Annotated in this window: 21 protein-coding genes and 3 tRNA genes; 4 read left to right on the forward strand and 20 right to left on the reverse strand. The window is 44.7% G+C overall.

Annotated elements, in window-relative coordinates; genetic code table 11:
* Positions 1-134 precede the first annotated feature (134 nt).
* Entirely contained in the window at positions 135-779 is a 645-nt protein-coding gene (locus AC0KVP_RS16070; RefSeq protein ID WP_004684377.1) for a DedA family protein, read from the forward strand.
* Here AC0KVP_RS16070 and AC0KVP_RS16075 read toward each other — a convergent pair.
* The 5 genes from AC0KVP_RS16075 to AC0KVP_RS16095 form a co-directional block, all read right to left on the reverse strand.
* The gene (locus tag AC0KVP_RS16075; RefSeq protein WP_005401909.1) at positions 776-1,369 is read right to left on the reverse strand and encodes a LysE family translocator; all 594 of its coding nucleotides are present in this window, start codon (positions 1,367-1,369) and stop codon (positions 776-778) included. The genes AC0KVP_RS16070 and AC0KVP_RS16075 overlap by 4 nt on opposite strands.
* Before the next feature lie 214 nt (positions 1,370-1,583).
* A complete protein-coding gene (locus tag AC0KVP_RS16080; RefSeq protein ID WP_279737755.1) occupies positions 1,584-1,973 on the reverse strand; it encodes a hypothetical protein in 390 nt (129 codons plus the stop codon).
* On the reverse strand, positions 1,970-2,824 hold the full coding sequence (locus tag AC0KVP_RS16085; protein ID WP_279737754.1) for a ParA family protein: 855 nt from the start codon (positions 2,822-2,824) through the stop codon (positions 1,970-1,972). The genes AC0KVP_RS16080 and AC0KVP_RS16085 overlap by 4 nt, the downstream gene beginning before the upstream one ends.
* A gap of 85 nt (positions 2,825-2,909) precedes the next feature.
* On the reverse strand, positions 2,910-3,302 hold the full coding sequence (locus AC0KVP_RS16090) for a SirB2 family protein (RefSeq protein ID WP_005401912.1): 393 nt from the start codon (positions 3,300-3,302) through the stop codon (positions 2,910-2,912).
* A gap of 14 nt (positions 3,303-3,316) precedes the next feature.
* Positions 3,317-3,625 carry a BolA family protein gene (locus AC0KVP_RS16095; RefSeq protein ID WP_279737753.1) on the reverse strand — a complete coding sequence of 103 codons (309 nt, stop codon included), beginning with the start codon at positions 3,623-3,625 and terminating at the stop codon, positions 3,317-3,319.
* 220 nt (positions 3,626-3,845) lie between these two features.
* On the opposite strand from AC0KVP_RS16095, the gene AC0KVP_RS16100 reads away from it, so the two are divergent.
* The 3 genes from AC0KVP_RS16100 (at position 3,846) to AC0KVP_RS16110 (ending at position 4,151) form a co-directional block, all read left to right on the forward strand.
* A tRNA-Gly gene (locus AC0KVP_RS16100) sits at positions 3,846-3,921 on the forward strand.
* A gap of 41 nt (positions 3,922-3,962) precedes the next feature.
* Positions 3,963-4,038 (forward strand) — tRNA-Gly (locus AC0KVP_RS16105).
* Positions 4,039-4,075: 37 nt separating this feature from the next.
* Positions 4,076-4,151, forward strand: a tRNA-Gly gene (locus tag AC0KVP_RS16110).
* Between the two features lie 139 nt (positions 4,152-4,290).
* Here AC0KVP_RS16110 and AC0KVP_RS16115 read toward each other — a convergent pair.
* The 15 genes from AC0KVP_RS16115 to AC0KVP_RS16185 all read right to left on the reverse strand — a co-directional run bounded on the left by AC0KVP_RS16115 (position 4,291) and on the right by AC0KVP_RS16185 (position 23,656).
* Positions 4,291-8,685: an Ig-like domain-containing protein gene (locus tag AC0KVP_RS16115; protein WP_473337873.1), complete on the reverse strand. Its 4,395-nt coding sequence runs from the start codon at positions 8,683-8,685 to the stop codon at positions 4,291-4,293.
* Positions 8,686-9,513: 828 nt separating this feature from the next.
* Complete coding sequence (locus AC0KVP_RS16120) at positions 9,514-9,948, reverse strand: excinuclease (protein ID WP_473337875.1); 435 nt, start codon at positions 9,946-9,948, stop codon at positions 9,514-9,516.
* 18 nt (positions 9,949-9,966) lie between these two features.
* A complete protein-coding gene (locus AC0KVP_RS16125; RefSeq protein ID WP_473337877.1) occupies positions 9,967-11,187 on the reverse strand; it encodes a beta-ketoacyl-ACP synthase in 1,221 nt (406 codons plus the stop codon).
* The gene (locus AC0KVP_RS16130) at positions 11,187-11,912 is read right to left on the reverse strand and encodes a 3-ketoacyl-ACP reductase FabG2 (RefSeq protein ID WP_473337879.1); all 726 of its coding nucleotides are present in this window, start codon (positions 11,910-11,912) and stop codon (positions 11,187-11,189) included. The genes AC0KVP_RS16125 and AC0KVP_RS16130 overlap by 1 nt, the downstream gene beginning before the upstream one ends.
* Positions 11,909-12,346, reverse strand: coding sequence for a hotdog family protein (locus tag AC0KVP_RS16135; protein WP_473337881.1), 438 nt, complete (start codon positions 12,344-12,346; stop codon positions 11,909-11,911). Before AC0KVP_RS16135 ends, AC0KVP_RS16130 begins: the two co-directional genes overlap by 4 nt.
* Positions 12,343-13,539, reverse strand: coding sequence for a beta-ketoacyl-[acyl-carrier-protein] synthase family protein (locus tag AC0KVP_RS16140; RefSeq protein WP_473337883.1), 1,197 nt, complete (start codon positions 13,537-13,539; stop codon positions 12,343-12,345). Before AC0KVP_RS16140 ends, AC0KVP_RS16135 begins: the two co-directional genes overlap by 4 nt.
* On the reverse strand, positions 13,532-14,089 hold the full coding sequence (locus AC0KVP_RS16145) for a DUF3261 domain-containing protein (protein ID WP_062031679.1): 558 nt from the start codon (positions 14,087-14,089) through the stop codon (positions 13,532-13,534). The genes AC0KVP_RS16140 and AC0KVP_RS16145 overlap by 8 nt, the downstream gene beginning before the upstream one ends.
* Positions 14,079-15,380 (reverse strand): NAD(P)/FAD-dependent oxidoreductase, encoded by a 1,302-nt coding sequence (locus AC0KVP_RS16150; RefSeq protein WP_473337886.1) that lies wholly within the window; start codon positions 15,378-15,380, stop codon positions 14,079-14,081. Before AC0KVP_RS16150 ends, AC0KVP_RS16145 begins: the two co-directional genes overlap by 11 nt.
* 18 nt (positions 15,381-15,398) lie before the next feature.
* Positions 15,399-17,723: an MMPL family transporter gene (locus AC0KVP_RS16155; protein ID WP_473337888.1), complete on the reverse strand. Its 2,325-nt coding sequence runs from the start codon at positions 17,721-17,723 to the stop codon at positions 15,399-15,401.
* Entirely contained in the window at positions 17,698-18,288 is a 591-nt protein-coding gene (locus tag AC0KVP_RS16160) for an outer membrane lipoprotein carrier protein LolA (protein ID WP_473340567.1), read from the reverse strand. Before AC0KVP_RS16160 ends, AC0KVP_RS16155 begins: the two co-directional genes overlap by 26 nt.
* Before the next feature lie 58 nt (positions 18,289-18,346).
* The gene (locus AC0KVP_RS16165; protein WP_473337889.1) at positions 18,347-18,766 is read right to left on the reverse strand and encodes an acyl-CoA thioesterase; all 420 of its coding nucleotides are present in this window, start codon (positions 18,764-18,766) and stop codon (positions 18,347-18,349) included.
* A 9-nt stretch (positions 18,767-18,775) separates the two neighbouring features.
* Positions 18,776-20,308, reverse strand: a complete 1,533-nt coding sequence (locus AC0KVP_RS16170; RefSeq protein ID WP_473337890.1) for an HAL/PAL/TAL family ammonia-lyase — start codon at positions 20,306-20,308, stop codon at positions 18,776-18,778.
* Positions 20,309-20,313: 5 nt separating this feature from the next.
* On the reverse strand, positions 20,314-21,228 hold the full coding sequence (locus tag AC0KVP_RS16175; protein ID WP_473337892.1) for an LpxL/LpxP family acyltransferase: 915 nt from the start codon (positions 21,226-21,228) through the stop codon (positions 20,314-20,316).
* Positions 21,229-21,245: 17 nt separating this feature from the next.
* On the reverse strand, positions 21,246-21,980 hold the full coding sequence (locus tag AC0KVP_RS16180) for a glycosyltransferase family 2 protein (RefSeq protein WP_473337894.1): 735 nt from the start codon (positions 21,978-21,980) through the stop codon (positions 21,246-21,248).
* Positions 21,981-21,994: 14 nt separating this feature from the next.
* Positions 21,995-23,656 carry an ApeI family dehydratase gene (locus AC0KVP_RS16185; RefSeq protein WP_473337896.1) on the reverse strand — a complete coding sequence of 554 codons (1,662 nt, stop codon included), beginning with the start codon at positions 23,654-23,656 and terminating at the stop codon, positions 21,995-21,997.
* Positions 23,657-23,681 lie beyond the last annotated feature (25 nt).

Consider the following 23,681-nt stretch of genomic DNA (forward strand, 5'->3'; position numbering starts at 1 on the left):
GGCGCTTTGCATTTCAAATCTTTGTGCAACAAAGCCGATAAGAACACTGATAGCTAAATTTATTTACGTTTTAATACTGACTTCTGATAACGAGACTGCTAGGATTTCCGCACTCTTTTGCTTATTTGTGCCCCATGGAACTGATTGATTTTATATTACATGTCGATGACCATCTGCTTGAGTTTATCACCAACTATGGGGTTTGGATTTATGCAATTTTGTTTCTCATCATCTTTGTGGAAACAGGTTTGGTGGTCATGCCGTTCCTACCCGGCGACAGTTTATTGTTTGCCGCAGGTGCCTTAGCAGCATCCACAGGTGCAATGAATCCGTGGACTCTTGGTGTTTTACTTTTTATCGCGGCCGTACTGGGCGATACGCTGAATTATCACATTGGTCGTTATATTGGACCGCGCGTTTTTGAAATCGAATCCCGTTTCATCAATAAACAACATCTGATTAATACACAAAAATTCTTTGAAAAACATGGTGGTAAAACTATTATTTTTGCGCGTTTTATTCCTTTTGCGCGGACTTTTGCACCTTTTGTAGCAGGTGCAGGAAAAATGGATTACAAATTTTTCCTGTCTTATAACCTGATTGGTGCATTCTGCTGGATTGGTTCATTTATTACTTTAGGCTATATTTTTGGTAATGTGCCTGTAGTCAAAGACAATTTCACGCATCTGATTTTCGGCATTATTATTATTAGTGTCTTGCCTGGGATCATTGGTTTTATTCGTGCCAAATTAAAGAAAAAATCAACCACTGAAGCTTAAGCAAAAAAGCGTAGAATCACGGGAAACATACACACCACCAACAACATGGCCGATCCTTTATATAAGAGATCGGCTTTTATTTGTTTGGACTCACCCGATAAAATGGCACGGCCAAAAGACATCCAGAACAGTGCCGTTGGCAATAACACCAGACTAAACACCGCAAACACCAAAAAGAAATTGGTGGGATTATCCCAAGCTTCATAGGGAAAAATACCTGCAGCAAATAAGACCGCTTTCGGATTTTTCAAAGTAGAAAAAAATAATTGTTTAGGTCGAATCGAGGTAAAACGTTGATTATGTTTTTCTAAGTGCGAGCTTTTCCACAAATGAAAAGCTAACCAAAATACATAAACTGCACTGAGTGCATGTAAAAGATCAATCAGATAAGGCCAAGTCGGTGTACTGAGGTGAATCAGGAGTGCCCATAAATTGATGGCATAGAAATACCCAAACAGTTCTGCGGGTACAAGTAAGCTGGTCTTCGCCAGACCTTGCTGATGTGCAGAGCTTGCGAGTAAAGCATTGGTCGGTCCCGGAATCATCAAGACAGCAATCATTGCCAATACAAACAGCCAACTCTCAATCATAGACATCCAACAACAGCATTAAAGATGCGCAATTTAGCCGAAAAAGAGTGGCTTCCTCAAGTCAAAGCGGAAAAAACACAGAACCCATGAGGTAAAAAAGTGCGTGTTAAAACGATAACTCATTGTTTTATGGAAATTATTTTCGAAACATTTTGCTAAGATTTTAATGACTGCTGAAAGATTAAACCCTTCAGCAGGATGAATAAATGCGACATTAATTCGTCTTATTTTGCACGGTAATCGCACAACCTTTAAATTTTGCAGCTTGTACAATTGCCTCTTGCTGACCCAAAAGTCGTGAAATTTCAGTTTTTTTGGTATTCGATGATTGTCCCATATTCACTGAAACGCTTGGACCAAAGCCCCAACCGCCACCATGACTCCATCCACCACCCAGACCTAGACCTACGCCAACACCCGTACGTTTCGCAGTAGGTACACCTGCATCTAAATGTTGCTGAATCCGATTATATTCTGCTTGTAACTGGTGGCAGTTCAAAGCTTGATACTGTGTAGAAGAGACATAAGTCGGTTTAACCGTTGTGGCGCAGGCGCTCAATAACAGCGTACTGCCCACTAAAAAAGCAACTGTGATGTTTTTCATGCTGAATCTCGCAATTTATTATTCTCAATTTCATTGAACAATGATTGATAGGCCTGCGTCAATTTATGATCGTGTTCCAAATGAATCAAGGGTAAATTTTTGTGATGCGATTCTTTCATCAGCACTGATGGAGGCAACATACTTTCTAATACAGGAAGACCTTCATCCTTCAGCTGTTGCACCACTTCACGCGGAAGTTTGGCCTGCGCTTGGAACTGATTCACCACAATGCCTTCAATTTCTAAATGATCATTATGATCGTCTTGAGTTTCGAGCACATTTTCGATCAAAGTTTGCAGTGCGCGTTTAGAAAAGACATCACAATCAAACGGAATCAGGACTTTATTGGCTGCAATCAGTGCCGACAAAGTAAAGAAGTTAAAGGCTGGCGGTGTATCGATATAGACACGATCATATTTTCCAGCAAGCTGTTGTAGTGCATCACGCAGTTTATAAATTTTATGTTTTGACTCTAAAGCATAAGCCAACGCCCCGAGGCTTGGGCTGGCTGGAATCACATCCAAATTTTTAAAAGGGGATTGGTGTACATAACTTTCTAAACCTTTAGCTCGCCCTTTGAGGATCGAACCAATGGCACTTCCCAATAGACTTTTATTTTGAGTCGTTCCAAGCACTTCTTCAAAATAGTTTTCAATATTGGGTTCTAAGGCTGGTTTGTCTGCCGAATACGTTGCGTCATCGCCCAGCACATACTGACTCGAATTCGCTTGCGGATCGAGATCAATCAGTAAGGTTTTTAAGCCTTGATATGCACTAATTGCCGCCAAATTCACTGCAATACTGGATTTTCCGACACCACCTTTTTGATTAAATACCACACGTGTATGCATGAAATCCCCTCCCTCTTGTTATTTTTCCGCTATAGATAGCAGTGTAGCGCAGAACAATCGCTGTGCCGATGATTATGTCTAACAATTAGCCAAAGTTTGGTTTAATCATGACTAAACCTAAAATGGATATCATCGCAACCACCGCTAAGAATAACCCCGCTCGGCGCTGTGTAAGTAAAATGCTGTCTTCTTTTTTATACGCTTTCGACAAAGAGGATAACATCACTAAAAATAAAACCACTTTGGCATAAAACCATGTTTGCACATCAAAGTTTTTCATGACCAAAAGTGCAATTCCAGTCAGTACAATCACCAGCATACTTAAGTGCTGAAGGGCTACAAAAGCTGTTCGACCCGCTGGATTGGGCTGATTGCCTTGAACGCCTTTAAATAGCGTCATGGCACGCGCCAAAATCACGACACATGCCAAGCTGACCGCACTCATATGCACGATCTTAATCAATAATTGTGTTTCCATAACTGAATCTCTGCTTAGCTTTTCGGGGCATGTGCGCAATTTGGACTAGAAGTGTCTTGTCCTTGCCATTCTGCGGGTAAAAAGGCATGAATAGCTAAAGCATGAATTTTACCTGGACTGAGTAAGTCTCCTGCTACCGCATAAATTTTTTGATGGCGCTGAACTAAACGTAATCCCTCAAAAATATCACTCACCACAATTACTTTAAAATGTGACTCTTTCCCTGGAAAATAACCGCCATGACCAGAAGATTCATTCACAACTTCTAAATATGATGGGGAAAGCTGTTGTAAACGTTCAATCAATTGCTGCTCCAAGCTCATACCTGTCTCCAAAAATAATGATTCGTTCAGAGTATACCTGTTCCTTCGAGATGTTGAATGCGTAAAACTCTTTTCACTAACATGAGGCACAACGTTTCGTGAACAAAAGTTAAAAAAGCTCAATACGCAGTCTAAAACTGGCTTTATTTTATGCAATTAAACTCAGCTTTTTCATAAAGCTATTGACCCTGAACTTGCTTGCTGTATCATACAGCGCTATGCGGGAATAGCTCAGTTGGTAGAGCACAACCTTGCCAAGGTTGGGGTCGCGAGTTCGAGTCTCGTTTCCCGCTCCAAATTTTTTTCAGTGTAAGTTTTAGCAAAAACTGCTCAATACGCGGGAATAGCTCAGTTGGTAGAGCACAACCTTGCCAAGGTTGGGGTCGCGAGTTCGAGTCTCGTTTCCCGCTCCATTTTTTAGTGTAAGTTTTAGCAAAAACTGCTCAATACGCGGGAATAGCTCAGTTGGTAGAGCACAACCTTGCCAAGGTTGGGGTCGCGAGTTCGAGTCTCGTTTCCCGCTCCAAATTCAAAAAAGCCCTCATCGAAAGATGAGGGCTTTTTTATTTGACAATATCTCAAATACATCTCCATTCAAATAGCAACAAGGTACTGTGCACATATCGTCACACAGTACCTTTTCTGATGAATTACATACTGATTACTTAGTAAACAATTTGGTTGTTATTTAACAGATTATTTAACAGTTGTTCATTTGTTAAGTTTAAATCTGCTGGAGAAATATTATCCAAAACCAATAGATCTGATTTCAATGCAATACCTGCACCATCACGGTCAATACTAATCACTGCTTTACCATCAGCATTGGTTTCTACTGAAATATAATCCCCAATATTAGCTGATGTTTGCAGACCATCCAGTAATGCCGAAATATCTATCTTGTCTGCATCAGCACCAAGCTCGAAGTCGCTCCAAGTATCTGTACCATTGCCACCCGTTGCATCCGCATTATCTAACAAGTAATAGATGGCAGTATCTGCACCATCCCCACCAGTCAGAATGTCATCACCCGCACCACCCTGCAAAATATCATCGCTGGCTGTACCAGAGAAATCGATGGTCTCATTTACTGGATCTGTTGTGATGGTTAAAACGGCATCTTCAATATTGTTATACTCGTCTTGAACGGTATACGTGAAATTATCAACTACTGAAGTAGCATTTCCTGATGTTACTGTGGACGTATAGATATAATGCCCATCTTCGTAAAGATGTAATGTACCGTGAGTACCTGTGATGATAGCGTAATTGCCATTTACATCTGTTTGGTTGAAGGTAATAGGAACTCCGTTGACTTCAATGATTGCACCGTTTACTACGTCATCGTTCGCAAGCACATTCCCTTCGGCAACATATGTTTTTTCATCAACGCCGTAAACTGCGGCATTCACTTCATTAAACAACTGTGCCGGATTACTTAGAATTTCTTGAGCCACTAGCTGTAACACATCATCCAATGCAGGGAGTAAGTCACCTGCACCAATGCTAGTTAATAGGTCATTGATATGATCTAACAACCCTTTCGTATCACTCGTACCATCCAAAACCTCAGTTAAACTTAAATTATCAATCAAACCTGCCAGTAGTACATCTTCAATTAATGGCTCGATCACAAGATTAAATAAATCTTCACCAATTGAATCAAGATTGTTCAATACAAGATCATTCACAACAGCATCAAGCGCATCACCCAAGCCCAGTATTCCTAGTACAGTGCCTAGTAAACCACCTGTCTCACCTGCAATAACATCTCCAACATTGGCGTCAAGCAAATCTCCCATTAACGGTTCTAATAAAGGACTACCCAGTAATCCTTGTAATACTGTAATGAGTGGACCAGTGATATTGTTATCACCAATTAACGTTAGTATTTCATTTACTGAAATTTGCTTTAACAGTCCAGCAGCAATATTTTCATTGCCAATCAATGCATCTTTAAGCAAGCCAGTAACTGTATTCAGAATTAGAGTTTCAACCGTATTACTACCTAGATCTTCTAAACTCACAGTGGATAAGATATCAGCCAGTTTACTTTGATCGCCCTGAACCACGACTTCATAATCGCCTGGCGGCAAGTCATGAATATCTAGTCTTAGGCCATTGCCATCATCACCGATAACACCCAGTGCTTCCAATCCTAAAGCACCTGCGACTAAACCGCCTTGAGCCGTGCTTGATGCAGCCACTGTATATTCTTGACCTGTTTCCTTATTTATAACAGTAAATGAATATGCATCTGCCACAGTTACCAATGATTCGCTTTTGACTGTGATGACAACATCTTGAGCTCCATTTGCTATACTAAACTCTAGCTTGTCTGTAGCGCTACTACCAGCCAGTAGCTTAATTGCTGTGTCAGAAGTTAATTCACCGATTGGATTTGGATTAACCTGACTTTCTTGATAAACAGCATTAGCACTATCATTTTCAAGCACCAGCGGATCATTTGTAAAGATTAAGTCGCCAGCCGTTGCTGTATCTGTACCTGTATTCCCTGCCTTATCCGTCACTTCTACTGTGACATCATCGCCTGCTTGAACCGCAGCTGTGTCTACTGTTGCACTGAATGCACCCGTACCATCGGTCTCGCCTTCCCAGATCGTGTTGCCATCTTTGTCTTTGATCACCACCGGTGCATTCGGTTCATCCGATGTTCCTGTGATCAGTACTTGATCTGCAACGCCATCCGCTGGGTTATCACTGTCGATCGGGCTAACCTCGTCTATCTCAACAACAGGGTCAGTGCTATCTGTACTGAAGGTGAGGTCGCCAGCCGTTGCTGTATCTGTACCTGTATTCCCTGCCTTATCCGTCACTTCTACTGTGACATCATCACCTGCTTGAACCGCTGCCGTGTCTACTGTCGCGCTGAATGCACCCGTACCATCGGTCTCGCCTTCCCAGATCGTGTTGCCATCTTTGTCTTTGATCACCACCGGTGCATTCGGTTCATCCGATGTTCCTGTGATCAGTACTTGATCCGCAACCCCATCCGCTGGGTTATCACTGTCGATCGGGCTAACCTCGTCTATCTCAACAACAGGGTCAGTGCTATCTGTACTGAAGGTGAGGTCGCCAGCCGTTGCTGTATCTGTACCTGTATTCCCTGCCTTATCCGTCACTTCTACTGTGACATCATCGCCTGCTTGAACCGCAGCTGTGTCTACTGTTGCACTGAATGCACCCGTACCATCGGTCATCCCTTCCCAGATCGTGTTGCCAGCTTTGTCTTTGATCTCCACTGGTGCATTCGGTTCATCCGATGTTCCTGTGATCAGTACTTGATCTGCAACACCATCCGCTGGGTTATCACTGTCGATCGGGCTAACCTCGTCTATCTCAACAACAGGTTCTGTTGTATCTGTACTGAAGGTGAGGTCGCCAGCCGTTGCTGTATCTGTGCCTGTATTCCCTGCCTTATCCGTCACTTCTACTGTGACATCATCGCCTGCCTGAACCGCAGCTGTGTCTACTGTCGCGCTGAATGCACCCGTACCATCGGTCATCCCTTCCCAGATCGTGTTGCCATCTTTGTCTTTGATCTCCACTGGTGCATTCGGTTCATCCGATGTTCCTGTGATCAGCACTTGATCTGCAACACCATCCGCTGGGTTATCATTGTCGATCGGAGTAACCTCGTCTATCTCAACAACAGGTTCTGTTGTATCTGTACTGAAGGTGAGGTCGCCAGCCGTTGCTGTATCTGTGCCTGTATTCCCTGCCTTATCCGTCACTTCTACTGTGACATCATCGCCTGCCTGAACCGCAGCTGTGTCTACTGTCGCGCTGAATGCACCCGTACCATCGGTCATCCCTTCCCAGATCGTGTTGCCAGCTTTGTCTTTGATCTCCACTGGTGCATTCGGTTCATCCGATGTTCCTGTAATCAGCACTTGATCTGCAACACCATCCGCTGGGTTATCACTGTCGATCGGAGTAACCTCGTCTATCTCAACGACGGGTAGTACACTATCCACCGCAGCTTCCGCCGAAACCTCACCCGATTCGTTACCCGCTGCATCTTTAATCGTAGCAACAACTTCTAAGGTTTCACCTTCATTCGGCGCATCTACTTTTACGATGATGTTACCTGCAAGAATGTCATCAGTCGTCAATACTGTTTCTTCACCGTTGACGATAACACTGTCACCAGCTACCGCATCTGCAGGTAAATCAATCTTAACGTCGACTTTGCCATCTGCATCAATTTCATCTGCGGAGATCCACTCATCGCCATTACCAATGATGACCGAATCTGGAGCTGAGGGGGCTGTAGTATCCACAGTTGCTTCTGCTTGAGTCGGATCTGACTCATTTCCATCTTTATCCTTGATGATCACATCAACTTCTAATGTTTCGCCTTCATTCGGTGCATCCACTTTAACAATGATTTCACCTGCAGTAATGTCGTCAGCCGTCAATACTGTTTCTTCACCATTAACGATAACACTGTCACCAGCGACTGCATCTGCGGGTAAGTCAATCGTAACGTCAACTTTGCCGTCTGCGTCAATTTCATCTGCTGTAATCCATTCGTCACCATTCCCAATCACCACTGATTCTGGGGCACTTGGTCCTTCGTTCGTTTCGCCTATAGCCTTATCAGAATCATTTCCTGAATCATGCCCTGCCCAAGCTAAAATGCCGCCTGCAGTCAATGGAACTGCGGCCCAAGCCCATGGAGAAGCAGCATCACTCTCACCATATAATAAAGGCCCTACATCATTGAGTTCTGCATAGGTCGCACTTAATGATTCACCATTAGAGCTGAACTCAACCCAAAGCAATTTATGATTAACATCATCTTGCAAGACAAGGCTGTTATCTGCATCAAAAAAGCCCATTATTGTTATTAATTCACCACTTTTTAAGACAACAACGAGATTGTTACCTTCCTTTTTGTATTCTTTAATATCTTCTGAAGATATTTTAAGTTGAACGACCGAGGGGTTCTGCGCTGACAATTGTATTTTGTCTGATGCATTTACCTCGATGCCTTGGTGAGACTTTTTATCAATTAACGTGACTTTCTGATCCATGTGTACATCCTTTTTCGAGTTTCATTTTTAAGTATTTTGAAGCTTTAAACCGAGTCACTAAATGAAAGGTGTCATGTACTAGAAAGTTCTTTAACTGGTCAGTTTCGGATATCAATTGACGATTCAACTTAGCTTCTAAGTTTTCCATTGTGAATTATCTTAGCACTGAATTTTTGCAATAAAATACACTTGTCCTAAATATAAAAATCGTAAAATAGACAGACAAATATTGTTTAAAATTTCTACACAACCTAACCTAATTGCAACTTTTAAAGATCTATAGAGCACCTGCATACACTGATTCAAAGTGGAAACCATTCGCATTAAAAATCACATTAAAAGCTTTCTTATTGTTCATTTTTTTTGGCGTTTAACAGAAGGTTTTATATTTTAAAAATCACATTATTTAAGTTTTTATTTACAATCGTATTTTTAGATTTTTGTTACTTTATGTAAAGCCAACCAAAAAGGTTGGTTTTCTACTTCAATAAATACCTTCCTCACCAAAAATAGTGATAAAAATTTAATTTTCACCCACAAATTATGCCCTCGTTACAGAGGAAAAAACGATCTTTTTGGAAATTCCATACTTTAGTTCATCTCCATAATTTTCATCTATTTTACATAGCAGAAAATTTAATGGGTGAACCAGTTTTTACGAGGGATAAATCAAGAGCGATAAAATATTTCAGGCCCGCAAATGACTTTGCGAGCCTGAAATATTCCAGTATCTATTATTCGTTAATATTAGATTTAGATACGGATCGAATGCTAAAAATGGCTCGTGTTGAATTTCGCATTGAATCAAACCATTTAAATCATTCAAAATTAAAACTTCACCAAATCCCCTTTCAATGCTACACCTGCGAGTGCCGTACCTTTGGCGCACTGGTAAGTCGTCGTACTACGTGTTTCGTTCGACTTATAGAAACTCACCAAATTGGTCACAGCATTTGCGCCATTGGCTTTGGCGGTATTTTGAAATTGAATCAGTGCTGAACGAAGTACGTGATCACATGAAGTTTCCGCAGATTTGGCAAAACCATTGGTCTTTTTATTGGTCACTAAGCCCTTTTCAATCACCTTGCCGCCCGACTTGGTTCCCGCCAAATAAAACTTTACTGAGCCATCCAGTGCGCCATCTGCAACAGCATGGTTTACAGCTTCTTGAAACTTAAAATCATACATTTTGTCAGCCGCTTGAGCTGATGCAACCGCACCTAAAGACAACACAGTAACTGCACAAATATTTTTGAATAACATGGTTCTACCCTTATTTTATTAAACACGTTTAAAAATCAGGGAGGTATTAATCCCCCCAAAAGCAAAATTGTTGCTCATCATCATTTGCGTTTCTGCTGAACGCATACCTGAAACAATATAATCCAGATCACCACAAGCACTGTCAATCTGATCTAAATTCAGCGTAGGCACCAACTGATTACGTCGCATCATTTCAATGCTCAGCCATGCCTCAATGGCGCCGCACGCCCCGAGCGTATGGCCAAAATAACTTTTTAATGAGCTGATCGGTTTTTTACCCAAGATCCGCGCGGTGGCTTGTGATTCAGCAATATCCCCTTGATCGGTCGAGGTACCATGCGCATTGACATAATCAATATCCGCAGCAGTAAGCTGTGCGTCTGTCAGTGCCAGCTGCATGCAGCGCCCCATCATTTCAGAATCAGGTCGAGTAACATGCTGACCATCGGTATTGCTGCCATAACCAACGATCTCGGCATAAATGGTCGCCCCGCGCACTTGAGCATGTTCATATTCTTCTAAAATCAAACAACCTGCGCCCTCACCCACCACCAAACCATCCCGATTTGCATCAAACGGACGCGGGGTTGTCTCTGGATGGTCATTTTGCACACTGGTTGCTAACAACACATCAAACACGGCTGAACCGGCAGCACTGAGCTCTTCTGCCCCACCTGCAATCATCACAGTTTGTTTGCCATATTTGATCGCTTCATAAGCCTGACCAATCGCCATGGAACCTGAAGTACAAGCACTTGAGGTCGGCAGCGTTAAACCTTTTAGGCCAAAATACACCGTCATATTGACCGCACTGGTATGCGACATCATACGAATATAGGTTGTAGCATTCAGTTGACTCATATTGTGTTCAATCAACATAGAGCCAAACTCACGCACCGCATCCACACTGCCCGCAGAGGAACCAAAAGCCACGCCTGCATCGCCACTTTTTAAGATATCCGCATGCAGTAAACCTGCATCTTCCAGTGCTTTTTCAGCACATACAGCTGACATTAAAGCAACACGTCCCATGCCACGGGTCACTTTACGGTTAAAATGCTTCGGTACAGTAAAGGACTCAACGGGACCAGCCAATTTACTGCGTAAATCGGAATAAATTTCCCAGTCGGGCATATAGCGAATGCCGCTTTTACCTAGTGCAAATTGCTCAAAAATTTGCTCTGCGGTTTCACCCAAAGAGGTAATCCCAGACATGCCTGTCACAACAACACGTTTCATTAGATCAAGCCTCCATTGACTGAAATCACTTGACGGGTGATATAACTGGCATCATCACTACATAAAAACTTCACCGCTTTTGCGACTTCTTCCACCTGCCCCATGCGCTGCATCGGGATCATTTTCAAGGCGTGTTCTTTAACTTCTTCCGTGACCATTTCGGTTTCAATCAAGCCCGGAGCCACACAGTTCACCGTGATTTTACGTTTTGCCAATTCCAGTGCCAATGCTTTGGTCGCACCAATCAAGCCTGCTTTGGCAGCACTATAGTTCACCTGACCACGATTCCCCATGATTCCGGACACTGAAGACAAGGTCACAATACGTCCGCCCTTTTTCAAGCGGATCATCGGCATCATTAAAGGTTTCAGTACATTATAAAAACCGTTCAGAGAGGTCGAAACCACGTCATCCCAGTCGTCATCGGTCAGTGTGGGGAAAGCACCATCACGGGTCAGTCCTGCATTCAACACCACACCGTAAAAAGCGCCATGCTGTACCATATCTTGCTCTAAAATGGCGGCAATATTTTCACGCTCATTCACATCGAACATCAGCACATGGCTGGCCTGCCCAAGCGCTTGAATTTCCTTCGCTACTGCTTCGGCCTCAGACTGTCTTGAACGGGCATGGACCGTGACATCAAAGCCTGCCTTTGCTAACTCTAAAGCGATCGCTTTACCTATTCCACGACTCGAACCCGTGACTAAAACTCTTCTGTTCACACTAATTTTCCAATGATTTCATTCATATTTTCAGGCTCAAATACGCTCAACATGGCGCTGAACCGATGTTCTTGATATTCAATTTCACAATTAAACTGTCCCAAACCTTCATGCAGATAACTTTGTTCTACTCGAATCTGCACGGTTGTGCCCAAACTAAAATAGGCACAAGGTAACTGCATTTTACGCGTTCCCAATAAAAAGCCAATTTTCGGTGGTAAGCCCTGAGTTTGTCCTTTATAACCAGCATAGGCACTGATGGTCTGCGCCATCAACTCAATGCTGCTCCATGTGGGCAAGCCTTCTGGCTCACAAAACATCAAATCTGGCGTGATGTGAAGTTCTGCAATAGCAAATTCATCATTGGCTTCAATCAAATGGCTCACGAAAACCATCGGTTTCGCATGTGGAATAAACTGTACTGCATCCATCATGGCAAAGCCGTCCCGAAAATTAAACTGATATTGCTGCCGCCAAAAGCAAAAGAATTACTCATCGCATAGCGAATCGGTGTAGTCAAATTCGGAGCAAGCACATAATTCTGCTTAGCCAAAGTTTCATCCAATTCACCCGCATGATGCAGCGGCAACCATGATTGATCTAATAAAACCTGCTGGCAAATAAAGGCTTCGATTGCACCCGCTGCCCCCAGACAATGTCCCGTTTTATGTTTGGTGCTGCTCAATGCCACAGTTGCATCTGAGAAAACGGTCTGTACCGCCTTAATCTCCATCGCATCATTTTGCGGTGTAGAAGTCCCATGCAAATTTAAATAGCCAATATCGCTTGATCCAAGCTGCGCAGCATCTAACGCTTTTTGCATCGCCTCCGCAGCCCCTTTCCCTTCTGGATGTGGTGCTGAAATATGCCATGCATCCATTGACTCGCCGCTCGACAGTAACATCACAGGGGCAGGCGCTTTAGAGAGTAAAAACAGTCCTGCGGCTTCACCAATATTAATACCGTCACGGTTGGCACCACAGGGCTGGCAAATTCCGCTCGATAAGCTTTCTAAACTATCAAAACCATTTAAGGTCAGCTTGCATAGGGTGTCGACTCCTCCGACTAAGACCGCATCGGCCAAATTAGCATTCAGCAAACGTTGCCCCGCAGCCATCGCTTTAGCCGCAGAGGAACAAGCGGTAGAAATGGTATAGGCAGGCCCTTCCCAACCCAAGTACTGTTGTAAGGCTTTCGCTAAACTGCCCATTTCTTGTTTTTGGTGCTGTACGGACTGTGGTGCTGGCTGTTGAAACTGAGCTTTCAATACAGGCTCATTATCCGCGATGCCTGAGGTTGACGTGCCGATAATCACTGCGAGACGTTGTCTAGGAAACTGTGCAGTATAAGCATGAATCTCGGTTTCAATTTGTGCCAGAGCCGTCAGGGCAAAGCGTAAATTCCGTGAGTCTGCACCGCTCAAGCTTGCAGGAACTGCTTGAAGCAAGGCTTGGTCAGATGCACCTACCCATACTGTACGCCCCGCGATCAGATCCTCTCGTTGGGATAAGGTATTTTCGGTGCTTGTTAAGGCATGTTGAAGCTCAGCGGCATTGTGTCCCAAAGCCGACAGCGCAGCACTGAACTGAATGCCAACAGCTGGAACAGGCTGTAGATTTTTAGTCATGATGGTCACCTTGATCATCTTCTAAAGTATTGCTCACCGCGCTGATGACCATCTGATAAGGCACTTGCAGATTATCCAGCTCAATTACCCCATCATTTTGCTGAATTTTCAACACAGGCTGCTGCTGTATATAAATGGTATCGTCTTTCTGCACGACAGCATTTTGAGCAGCATGTAACCTAGCAAAATTGGGATAGGTCGCATACAGAATATCGCGCACCACATAATCAAAAGGCAACAATTTCATCGGCTCAATCCGCTGTTCAACGTCTACCTTTCGACCATCAAAACTGAGCTTGAATAACTGCTGTCCTGTGAGGCTCAGTGCTAGCATATCAAGCGACTGTCCACGTTGCTGCTGGTACAGTAAAAAACTGAAACTCTGGCTTTTCCACTGCACTTCAATTTGATCTTGGCGCTGGTAATTTTGCGCAGCCCACTCTGGGGTCGCGAGTCCTTGCGCTTTAGGGATCCAACTTTGGCAGGCACTACAGAGCAAAGCACTGGCTAAAACCCAACTGGCAGTTTTCAAACGCAGCTTAAGTTTCATCGATCAGTGACGCTTTTTTTGGTTGTTCTTCTCGGCAATATTCGGCCAACGTCTTTAAACGTTGCTTGGCATTGCGATGAATCGGGTTATTCGTATCCCATGCATAACCCGCCAGTAAAGATGCAATCATGCGGCGGATCTTCTCATCTTGATTCTTTGAAAACACCACATCCTGAAACTCTCCTGAATACCATGATTCAACATAGGCACGGAACACTTGAATACCTTTACGTAAAGGCTTTTCATATTGCTCCATCCAATCGACCACCTGACCTTGTAGCACTTGCTCGACCAAAGGCACGGCTAGACTAGACGATTTTAAGGCAATCGTTACACCTGAAGAAAAGACAGGATCGAGGAACTCACCTGCATTGCCCAGCAGTGCGTAGTTTTCAGATGCCAAATGTTTCACATCGGCAGAGTAGCCCACCAAAGTACGCACAGGAGTATCATGTTTGGCATGGCGCAGCACATGCGACAAGCTAACATCATCGGCCAAAATACGTTTCTGCAAGGCTTCTAAGTCATAATCTGCACTGCCGTCATAACCGTATTTTTCAAAGAAATCTTGCTCCGCCACGATGCCAAATGAAGAGCGCCCATCAGCAAAAGGAATCAGCCAGTACCACGCACGATGGTCTTTTTCATGTACGGTAATTAAAATTTTCTCACGGTCAAACTCAGGGTCATTCAATAGACCGTCTTCAATGTGGGTAAAGACCGCACGGCGCACGGGAAAGTCCGATGGGCTTTCTAAGTCAAGAAACTTCGGCAGAATGCGGCCAAAGCCGCTGGCATCTAAGAGGAACTTGCCTTGAATTTGATAGCTGTCACCTTGCGCATCTTTGACCGTCAAAATCGGCTGTGTGGATGCCACATCGACCGCCAATACTTCATGGCCAAAACGGATATCTGCCCCCATTTTTTCAGCTTGCTGTGCCAACAGTTGGTCAAAGTTGGCACGTCTTACCTGCCATGTAGTGCCCGGGCCTTCACTAAACTTTTGAGTAAAATCATAAAAACTACGCTGTGTGCCTCTTAAAAAAGCCGCGCCATTTTTAAACTGAAAGGCATATTCGTCAGCATGGGCACGCACTGTCTCCAACAAACCCGCTTCTTCTAAAAACACCATACACTGTGGCAATAAAGACTCACCGATGGAAAAACGCGGAAAATATTGCTTTTCGATGACTGTGACTTGATGGCCTTTTTGACGTAGCAAAGCCGCGGCTGAACTACCTGATGGTCCCGCCCCAATAATTAAAACATCTGTCTGTTGCATGGTGCTCATTGCACTGTACCCTTTAACTCAGCTCTTTGGCTGATATTGTTGAACCACTACATGTTTTGCATCGGAGGATGTAAAAAGTGTGGCATAAATAAATGAAAAAATAACGCCCAGCAACACCGTTAAGCCGAAACTGTGAATGGCATAGGTATGACTAAAAGACAGCAAGCCAAAACCAAAGAACGTCGACATCATGCACAGGAACAGAGCCATACCCACCACCTGTGGATGATCATGTCCGTGGCGGTAGAAAATCGCATAATCCACCCCAATTCCAATGATCAGGAAAGTACCCATAATGCTGAATAAATTAATCTCGACACCCAGCCATGCTTGAATCGCAAACGTGGTCATTAAGGCCATACTGACAGGCAACACCAAAGGCAGAATGGATTTTTTGCCATACAGTACGCCTAAGCCAATGGCTAACATCAGCAAAGCGCTGAGTAATAGCCACTGTGCCTGCACTCGATGCTGTTTAAACAATTCAGACAGTTGATGAACGGGGCGTAACAGTTGTACATCCGCATTTTCAAGCTGTTGCACGGCTTTGACGTCATGCACATTTTGCAGCATCACTAAACGTTGCGTCGGACTCATCTGCAAAAAATGCAGGGGATGATCTTTAAAGACTGCTTCGGTCAGCAACGGTTGGTCTTTTAAATGCGCTTGCCAGTTTGAAACATCGGCTGCGTTGAGCTGTAGTGCTTGCGCATATTTCACCAAAGCGGATTGAGGAATCGCCTGTAACATCGCGATATTGTGTTTTTGCTGCTCAAGCGAGGGAATCCACTGCCCTAAAGCTTGTACAGCATCTAGCTTTCCAGCCTGTTGCAAAGGCGCAAGCTCTGCCAGCAATTGCTGTTCATGCTGCTCTAACTCTGCTGGGGTTCTGCCCTGTACCACAAAATATTCACTGCTTTGCTGTTGCATAAAACGCGAACGAATATATTGATCTTCCTGCTTTAAGGTGGCATCCATACTTTGCAAATTGCGGATGTCATCATTGCTTTTCAGGAAGACGAGACTGCTGCCTGTAAGCAGTAGAATTAGTGCAATCATGCCATAATGCAGTGTATTTCGACTCTGCACATAACTGCGTGCTTTGCCAATAAAGCCCAAAGCACGTATCGCAGGTTCCGCATTCAGCGCAGGCAAACGTGGTAGCAGTAAAATACTGGTCACCCATGCGGCACTCAGGCCAACCATGGAAAAGACCGCAATCTGTTTAAAGCCCGGAAATGGAGTAAAACTCAGCACCACATAGGCCAACAGCGTGGTCATTAGCCCCACAAATAAACTCGGCAATAATGGTTTTAAAACAGCAAATCCATCCACCTGTCGGTGCTGAGACTGCATGGCCATAAAGTAAAATGAAAAATCGACACAGACCCCAATCAGACTGGCGCCAAAGACCAGTGTCATCAGGTGAATGTCACCGAAAACCCAATAGGTCACAGCAAAGGCCACTAAGCTGCCTGTGCCGACTGCAACCATTTCCGTCAGCATCGGTCGTATCGAACGGAAGCCAAACCAGACCAGGAGCAAAATCCCGATGGTCGAACCCACGCCAATGGTGGAAATTTCCTCTTTGGCAGAGTTAGTGCCGAACTGTGCAAACAGCAGCGTACCTGTCCAGTGCGGTTTAACTTGCAACTGGTTGAGCTGCTGATTGATATTTTGGATAAACGCAGCGGTCTGCTCTTGGTAGGCAATGTTATAGGGACTGTTTTTAAGCTGAAGTACCATCAGGCGCGAGATGCCCTGCTCATCACGAATCGTGGCAAAGCCCTGCTCTAAATTGATATCGGCATTACTTTGTAGGGCGCTTAAACCCACTGCATAGCGTGGAAACAGCAACAAAGGGTCTTGCTTGAGCATTTCAGCCGTGATTGGCATGCCCGGACTCATCAGTTGTAATAAGCCCTGCTCTGTCAGTGCGGCGTCATCCTGCTCCTGCACAATCTGCTGATCGGTCTTGGATAATAACCCTGCCTTGTGCTGATACAGCGCTTGGGCAAATTGATCAGGATCAAGCTGTGGACGAACAGGTAAAAACAGCTGACTTTGGTCGGCTTGAGTTTTGAGTGCTTGCGTTGCCTGTTCGAGTTGCTGATCCGTTTTGGCATCCAGCACCACAAAAACTTTGTCATTTAACTGCTGACTGACATATTGCTGTGCTTGTTCCAGATGCGCATCTTGATGGGCCTCAGGCAGCAAAGCAAAAATATTGGTCTCAATCTTAATGCCTTTATTCAGCCAAGCCACACCCAGTGCCAAAGTAATGACACACAGCACCAACAGCCACAGGGTGCTAAATTTATTTTGCCAATTGGAAAAGCGCATTTTCCGCAGCCGTTAAAGTTTGAGGTTGAGCCGTTTGCTGGCTAAAACGAATGATGGTGCGGTTATTGGCTTGTTCCAAAATCGTAATACGATCCACATAACGCTGCCCTTGCGCATCGACTTGGACAAAAAGCTTTTTAAATAGACTGCTTTTCGGCGTTAAGCTGACATTCCACTGCATCGGACTGTAATTGGCAGACACCACATTAAAGTTTTTAGCGAGTGCCGCTTCATTGCCCGACATCAACTGTAAAAACATCGTCGCTACAGAACCATACGGAGTCTTATCGACTTCAATTTGACTGCTAGTCCGCTGTGTCTTTTGTACCAGCTTACGCGGTGTCACCACCAAATCGGCTTTGACTGGACTTTGAATCTGCCACAGCACACCTTGATTTTTGCTGAACAGCACCGTGCCTTTGGACACATAGGTTTTATTTAAAGAGGCCAATTTTTTCTGCTGCTCAAATTGGGCACGCACCACAGGCGTTGCACCAAGCTGAGTAAACACCTGCTTCAATTCAGTACTTTGTGCATTCACTGCGGGAGCAAGCACAGTCATCATACCGGCTGTACACGCAACCACAATCGGCTTTGGTAATTTATATCGAATCATGCTTGCATTACTCCGCCTTAAACTCAGGCCATGCATTTAAACAGTCCAGCAACACCTGTGGCGACTGGAAGCACATTTCACGTTTTTCAATGTGTACCGCCACTTGCGAGGTATAGCCCTTGGTCAGCTTTCTGCCCGAAACCGCATCGAAAATCAGATATTCAATTTTTAGGCGGTTTTCCCATTCTTTTAAAATGGCACGCACGCGAATTTTTTGCTCAAACTCAATGCCGTGTACATAGCGGACATGACTTTCAATCACAGGCCATGCATAGCCCGAGTCACGCATTTGGTTATAGTTATAGTGAAATTGATCTAGCAGTTTGCAACGCGCAATTTCAAAATATTTTAAATAATGCCCGTGCCACACCACGTTCATGGTATCGACATCATGAAAGGGCACTTCAATGATTACATCAGCATGCATGCTCATTTCCTATGGATATTGAACAGCAATGCTGTCTAATAGTTCTAACTGCTCAAAGCGATTAACCAATGCTTGAAGCTCTTGTTGCAAAGGACGATCTTCCGCTACATAGGTGAAGCTTTGAAGCACCCAGTGTTGAAATGCTGTTAAAACAGGGCTAAGTTCTGTATCTACACTTTTGAGTTTGACCGCCTGAACTGCTGCACAGCTGAGTGCCGCAATTACTTGTTCGGTCAGGGTAATCACACGGCTGGCATCACGCGCAGCAATGGTGCCCATACTGACTTTGTCTTGATTATGACATTCGGTTGAGCGTGAAAAAATCGACGCTGCGAGTGTTTGTTTCAACGCTTCTGCCGTCCATGCCGAAACCCCGATTTGTACGGCTTTAAAGCCATGATTCAGTGGCAAGCGCTCAGGACTTGAACCGGTTAAATTGCGCGGCAAGCCATTGTTCATTTTATAGTCCACCAACTGCGCCAACTGACGATCCATCAAGTCAGCAATATTCGCGATCATAATTTTCAGGCTATCCATGGCTTGGGCAATATGTCCGCCATAGAAATGTCCGCCATGCAGTACCCGCAGGTTCACAGGGTCAATCAATGGATTGTCATTGCTTGAGTTCAGCTCATTTTCAATAAACTGACGCAGCCACAGCTTAGAATCTTCAAACACCCCAATTACATGCGGTGCACAGCGCAGTGAATAACGGTCTTGCAGGCGTGAACTTTGGTGTTCGGTTTGTACTTCACTGTTTAACCAGTCACGTAATTGGGCTGCAATATGCTGCTGTCCCCGATGTGGTTTTTGCGCAAACAGGACTTCATCAAAATGGCTTGGATTCCCCTCTAGAGCCAAAACATTCAGGGCGGTAATCAAGGTACTGGCAAAAGAAATCTGTTCGGCTTTTTTATAATTCAGGCAGGCAATGGCGGTCATGACCGCTGTACCATTCATCAGGGCCAAGCCTTCTTTGGGACGCATCACCAAAGGCTGCACACCTTTTTCGCCATACACTTGTGCAATCGGCACGATCTGGCCTTGATAGTACACATCGCGCTCTCCGACCAATGCCCCAGCGATATAAGACAAAGGCGTCAAATCCCCACTGGCACCCACCGAACCTTCTGAGGGAATCACAGGAATCACATCTTCATTCAGCATCCAGACCAAACGCTGCAACAAGGCATGCGAAACACCCGAATAGCCGCGCGCCAAAGAACATAAACGCACCACCACCACAGCACGTGCGGTAATTAAGTCTAAGTTTTGCCCCATGCCGCAGCCATGAAAACGCGACAAATGCAGCGGCAGCTCATGCACTTGGTGGGCTGGAATTTCGACTAAGCATGAGTCGCCATAACCCGTGGTTACGCCATAAATGACGCCTTCGTCTTGCAACAGCTGATCGAGGAAATCTGCGCCACGTTGAATCAATGCTGTCCATTCAGCAGAGGTAGGCAATGCCACCTGTTTTTCTTTACGCGCTACAGCCACAACATCTTCAATACTGAGCGGAGTTTCCCCAACAATTAACACAAGACTTATCCTTTATTCCAAAAATTATAAAAATTAAACCATTGATAGGGCGCGCGTATGCAATGCTGTTCCAACAGTTGCACATACTGTCTTGTGGTCTGTTGCATGGCCTGTAAGCGCTCTTTACGCGGCCAGTTCAACTGCTCCGCCACTGGGTGAATATGCACTTCAAAATGTGTATCAACTCGATAGCAAAACACTGCCAATACAGGAGCTTTCAATAAGCTGGCCAAGATCCAAGCGCCTTGCGGCCACAGCGCTTGCTCGCCTAAAAAAGCAACCGATTGTACCCGATCTGACTGCACGGGTACGCGGTCTGCTGCCACAATCACCCATTCACCTTGATCGAGCTTCTCCTGCAAAATCAGTGCTGTTTCGATTCCTAGCTCATCCACCGAAACCAAATTAACATCGGCATGTTCATTCAGTTTTTTTAAAAATGCATTGAACTTGGTGGCATGTTTTTGATAAACCAACACATTAATTTTCTGCGGATGCTCTGCTTTGATGGCGCGAAGCAATTCAATATTGCCAAAATGCGACACCACAATCACCGCACCTTTTTGATAATGCGAACGAAAGTGCGCATGACCATGCAGCTTTAAGTTCTGCTCAGGAATATGCCCGAGCCAGCCCTCAATTTTATCTAAAATACATTCGCCAAATTGCATCAAATGCGTATAGCTGTGCCACAGCTGTGGCTCAGCCTGAAACGGCGACTGTGCACCTGCAAAATGATGCAATTTCTTTAAGTACAGCAGAGAAGCTTGACGCGCGGTATTGGAAAAGAGCCAGTACCATAAAATCACAAAGTATAAGATGGCGCGGCACAGCCAGCGCCCACCCAAACGGTAGAAACCCAGCATCAGCATCAGCGGTAACATCCCGCCCCGCTCTTTCACGGCGCTCCATTTCTGCATATGCTTCTCTGACCGCCTTAGCCTTTGACTTTCTGATAAATCAGTTTGGGGAACCGCAGCAGCATGCCACCCAATAAGCGACTGTGCGCGCGCGCCATGCCCAGATTGTCACGCCAAACATCAAAATGTGAAATGCCGCCTTCAGGGTAAATCACATGCGTGGGCAGATTGATAAACGGCACATTGTCCCATTTCAAACGCACCAAAATTTCCGAGTCAAAGCCCATCCGTGGTTGAAACTTGGCTGTATTTAAAATGTTCACCGTCTGTGTCAAAGGATAAACACGAAAGCCACACATGCTGTCTTTAATGTCAAAAGACAGACTGTTAATCCACACCCAAATATGCGTTGCATAACGGCCATAGAGACGTTTTTTCGGAACAGTCGCATCAAAGATCGGCTGACCAATAATCATGGCTTCGGGGTGCTGGATAGAGGTGTCTAAAAAGCGTTGCACATCCTGCCAGTCATGTTGTCCATCGGCATCCAATTGCAAGGCATGACTATAACCACATTGAAAAGCATGCTTGAGACCTGTGATCACCGCCTGCCCTTTACCCTGATTATAAGTATGTTCAACCAAATCGACCCTTGGGTAGTCATGCGCGAGCTGATGTAACACTGCCGTACAAGCAGCATCACTGCCATCGTTCACCATAATAATCGGTAACTCAAAAGAGCTTAAATGTGACAATAACGCAGCCAAATAATGCGGATGGTTATACACAGGAATCACAAAGCAGTGTTTCATTTTAGTCTCTCGGCTTAAACGTCTGACGGGACAGCAAACAGCAAACGTCCGGATGCCAATATTTTGTCATGATTTTTCAGCTCAAAACTGACCTTATTTGCTTTTCGGCTGAGCACCAGTTCCACCGCTTGATAGGGCTGGATCAGTCCCTGAAATTTTAACTGTTCAAAACCGTTACACCACAGTAAATCTGCCCAGTTTTGTTTGGCAAAATGTTGAATAAATCCAATTTGCCCTACGCCTGGATAAATCGGGAAGTTCGGGAAATGCCCTTTAAAACACTCCAGCTCAGGCACAAACTCCAAAGCATAACTGATCTGCATATCGTGAGACTGCTGCGTCAATACCACAGGCAAGGTCATCGGTTGAAAGAGTGATTTTAAATACTGTTTATTCAGCTTCGATTGTGCATTTTGTGGCATTTGCGTTAAGAACCGCCACTGCCGCGGAATCGCGATATTTTCCAGTTTCTGTTGTAATTGTTTTTTCAACTGTGCGGTAAAGGCAGCTTTGCCCTTTTCGGTGAGCAGCGCCCTTGCATTCTCAGTCAACACAGCCACCACTGCCAAAATTTGACGCTGTTCTTTTTCATGAATTAAAACATGGCACTGCTGTATTTCAGCCAACTCAGCGATTTTTGCTTCAATCGCATCGAGGCTTAACCGCTTTTCTTCAAGTTTAACAATGCGGTCCAAACGTCCCAATAACTGAAACGAACTTTTGGGATTCTGTGCATCCACGACCTGCACTTTATCCCCAGTTAAAATCCAATCCGCGCTAAAGGCATGGTTGGTTTTAACGGCTAACTCTTGCTGCTCAGCGCACTTAATTTCGACATTGGCAAAGGGTGTCCATAGCGCATCATCTGCCTGACGGTGGGCGATCCCGCCTGTTTCAGAACTGCCAAACACTTCAGTAATCGGACGGTTTAGCAAAGGACGCACACCTGCATCCAACTTTCCACCAGAGGAATAGACCCCATGGCAGTCTTGCAATACCACATCTGTGGTCCAGCGCTTCAACAAAGCGGGGCTGGAAATCAGATAATTGGGCAGCTGCACATGGACAATTTTCTTTTGAAGATCGACCACATCTTCAGGAAAAGCCAGTTGTTTTTGATAGAAACTGCGTCCACTGGCTAAGGGCCACAACAACTTAAACAACAAACCATAAATATGTTGATGGCTCACCGTAGCAATCGCGACTGCCTGCTCAGGCAAATCAAAACTGGCCTCTAAGCCACAGACTTCATTGAACAACTGTTGCAAGCTGCGCGGAATCTTTTTCGGCTGCCCAGTTGAGCCCGAAGTATAAAAATACAGCTGGGCCTGATTGAAAAAGGCAGCATCAAATTGAAGTTCGAAGGTTGACACTGCTGTCGACGGCAAACGTTTTAAAAAATAAATCTGCTGTTCAGCCAGTTCTTTTTCTAAGTCGCTGACCCGATGTGGCGGCAACAGCACTTGCTTGCCTGCTTGCAAGGCCGCAAACAACAACACTAAAAATTCATAACTGTCTTCTTGCCAAAGTGCCCATACAGGCTGTTCCAACGGCTGAATTTGCGCAGCCTGTTCAGCCACATCCAACCAAAAAGTGTGAAAGGGAATGAAACTTGAGTCCGCCTGAATACACAAGGGACGCGATGAATGGAGATGGTGTTGAAAATGACAAGACATAAAATTTGTTTTTAAAACCGTATTT

It is taken from the genome of Acinetobacter sp. DL27 (genome assembly GCF_055810995.1).

Bases quoted from the DNA above. Each gene is read 5' to 3' on its own strand.
- AC0KVP_RS16070 (WP_004684377.1), top strand. From the start codon at position 135: ATGGAACTGATTGATTTTATATTACATGTCGATGACCATCTGCTTGAG.
- AC0KVP_RS16075 (WP_005401909.1), bottom strand. From the start codon at position 1,369: ATGATTGAGAGTTGGCTGTTTGTATTGGCAATGATTGCTGTCTTGATG.
- AC0KVP_RS16080 (WP_279737755.1), bottom strand. From the start codon at position 1,973: ATGAAAAACATCACAGTTGCTTTTTTAGTGGGCAGTACGCTGTTATTG.
- AC0KVP_RS16085 (WP_279737754.1), bottom strand. From the start codon at position 2,824: ATGCATACACGTGTGGTATTTAATCAAAAAGGTGGTGTCGGAAAATCC.
- AC0KVP_RS16090 (WP_005401912.1), bottom strand. From the start codon at position 3,302: ATGGAAACACAATTATTGATTAAGATCGTGCATATGAGTGCGGTCAGC.
- AC0KVP_RS16095 (WP_279737753.1), bottom strand. From the start codon at position 3,625: ATGAGCTTGGAGCAGCAATTGATTGAACGTTTACAACAGCTTTCCCCA.
- AC0KVP_RS16115 (WP_473337873.1), bottom strand. From the start codon at position 8,685: ATGGATCAGAAAGTCACGTTAATTGATAAAAAGTCTCACCAAGGCATC.
- AC0KVP_RS16120 (WP_473337875.1), bottom strand. From the start codon at position 9,948: ATGTTATTCAAAAATATTTGTGCAGTTACTGTGTTGTCTTTAGGTGCG.
- AC0KVP_RS16125 (WP_473337877.1), bottom strand. From the start codon at position 11,187: ATGAAACGTGTTGTTGTGACAGGCATGTCTGGGATTACCTCTTTGGGT.
- AC0KVP_RS16135 (WP_473337881.1), bottom strand. From the start codon at position 12,346: ATGATGGATGCAGTACAGTTTATTCCACATGCGAAACCGATGGTTTTC.
- AC0KVP_RS16140 (WP_473337883.1), bottom strand. From the start codon at position 13,539: ATGACTAAAAATCTACAGCCTGTTCCAGCTGTTGGCATTCAGTTCAGT.
- AC0KVP_RS16145 (WP_062031679.1), bottom strand. From the start codon at position 14,089: ATGAAACTTAAGCTGCGTTTGAAAACTGCCAGTTGGGTTTTAGCCAGT.
- AC0KVP_RS16150 (WP_473337886.1), bottom strand. From the start codon at position 15,380: ATGAGCACCATGCAACAGACAGATGTTTTAATTATTGGGGCGGGACCA.
- AC0KVP_RS16155 (WP_473337888.1), bottom strand. From the start codon at position 17,723: ATGCGCTTTTCCAATTGGCAAAATAAATTTAGCACCCTGTGGCTGTTG.
- AC0KVP_RS16160 (WP_473340567.1), bottom strand. From the start codon at position 18,288: ATGATGACTGTGCTTGCTCCCGCAGTGAATGCACAAAGTACTGAATTG.
- AC0KVP_RS16165 (WP_473337889.1), bottom strand. From the start codon at position 18,766: ATGCATGCTGATGTAATCATTGAAGTGCCCTTTCATGATGTCGATACC.
- AC0KVP_RS16175 (WP_473337892.1), bottom strand. From the start codon at position 21,228: ATGCAGAAATGGAGCGCCGTGAAAGAGCGGGGCGGGATGTTACCGCTG.
- AC0KVP_RS16180 (WP_473337894.1), bottom strand. From the start codon at position 21,980: ATGAAACACTGCTTTGTGATTCCTGTGTATAACCATCCGCATTATTTG.
- AC0KVP_RS16185 (WP_473337896.1), bottom strand. From the start codon at position 23,656: ATGTCTTGTCATTTTCAACACCATCTCCATTCATCGCGTCCCTTGTGT.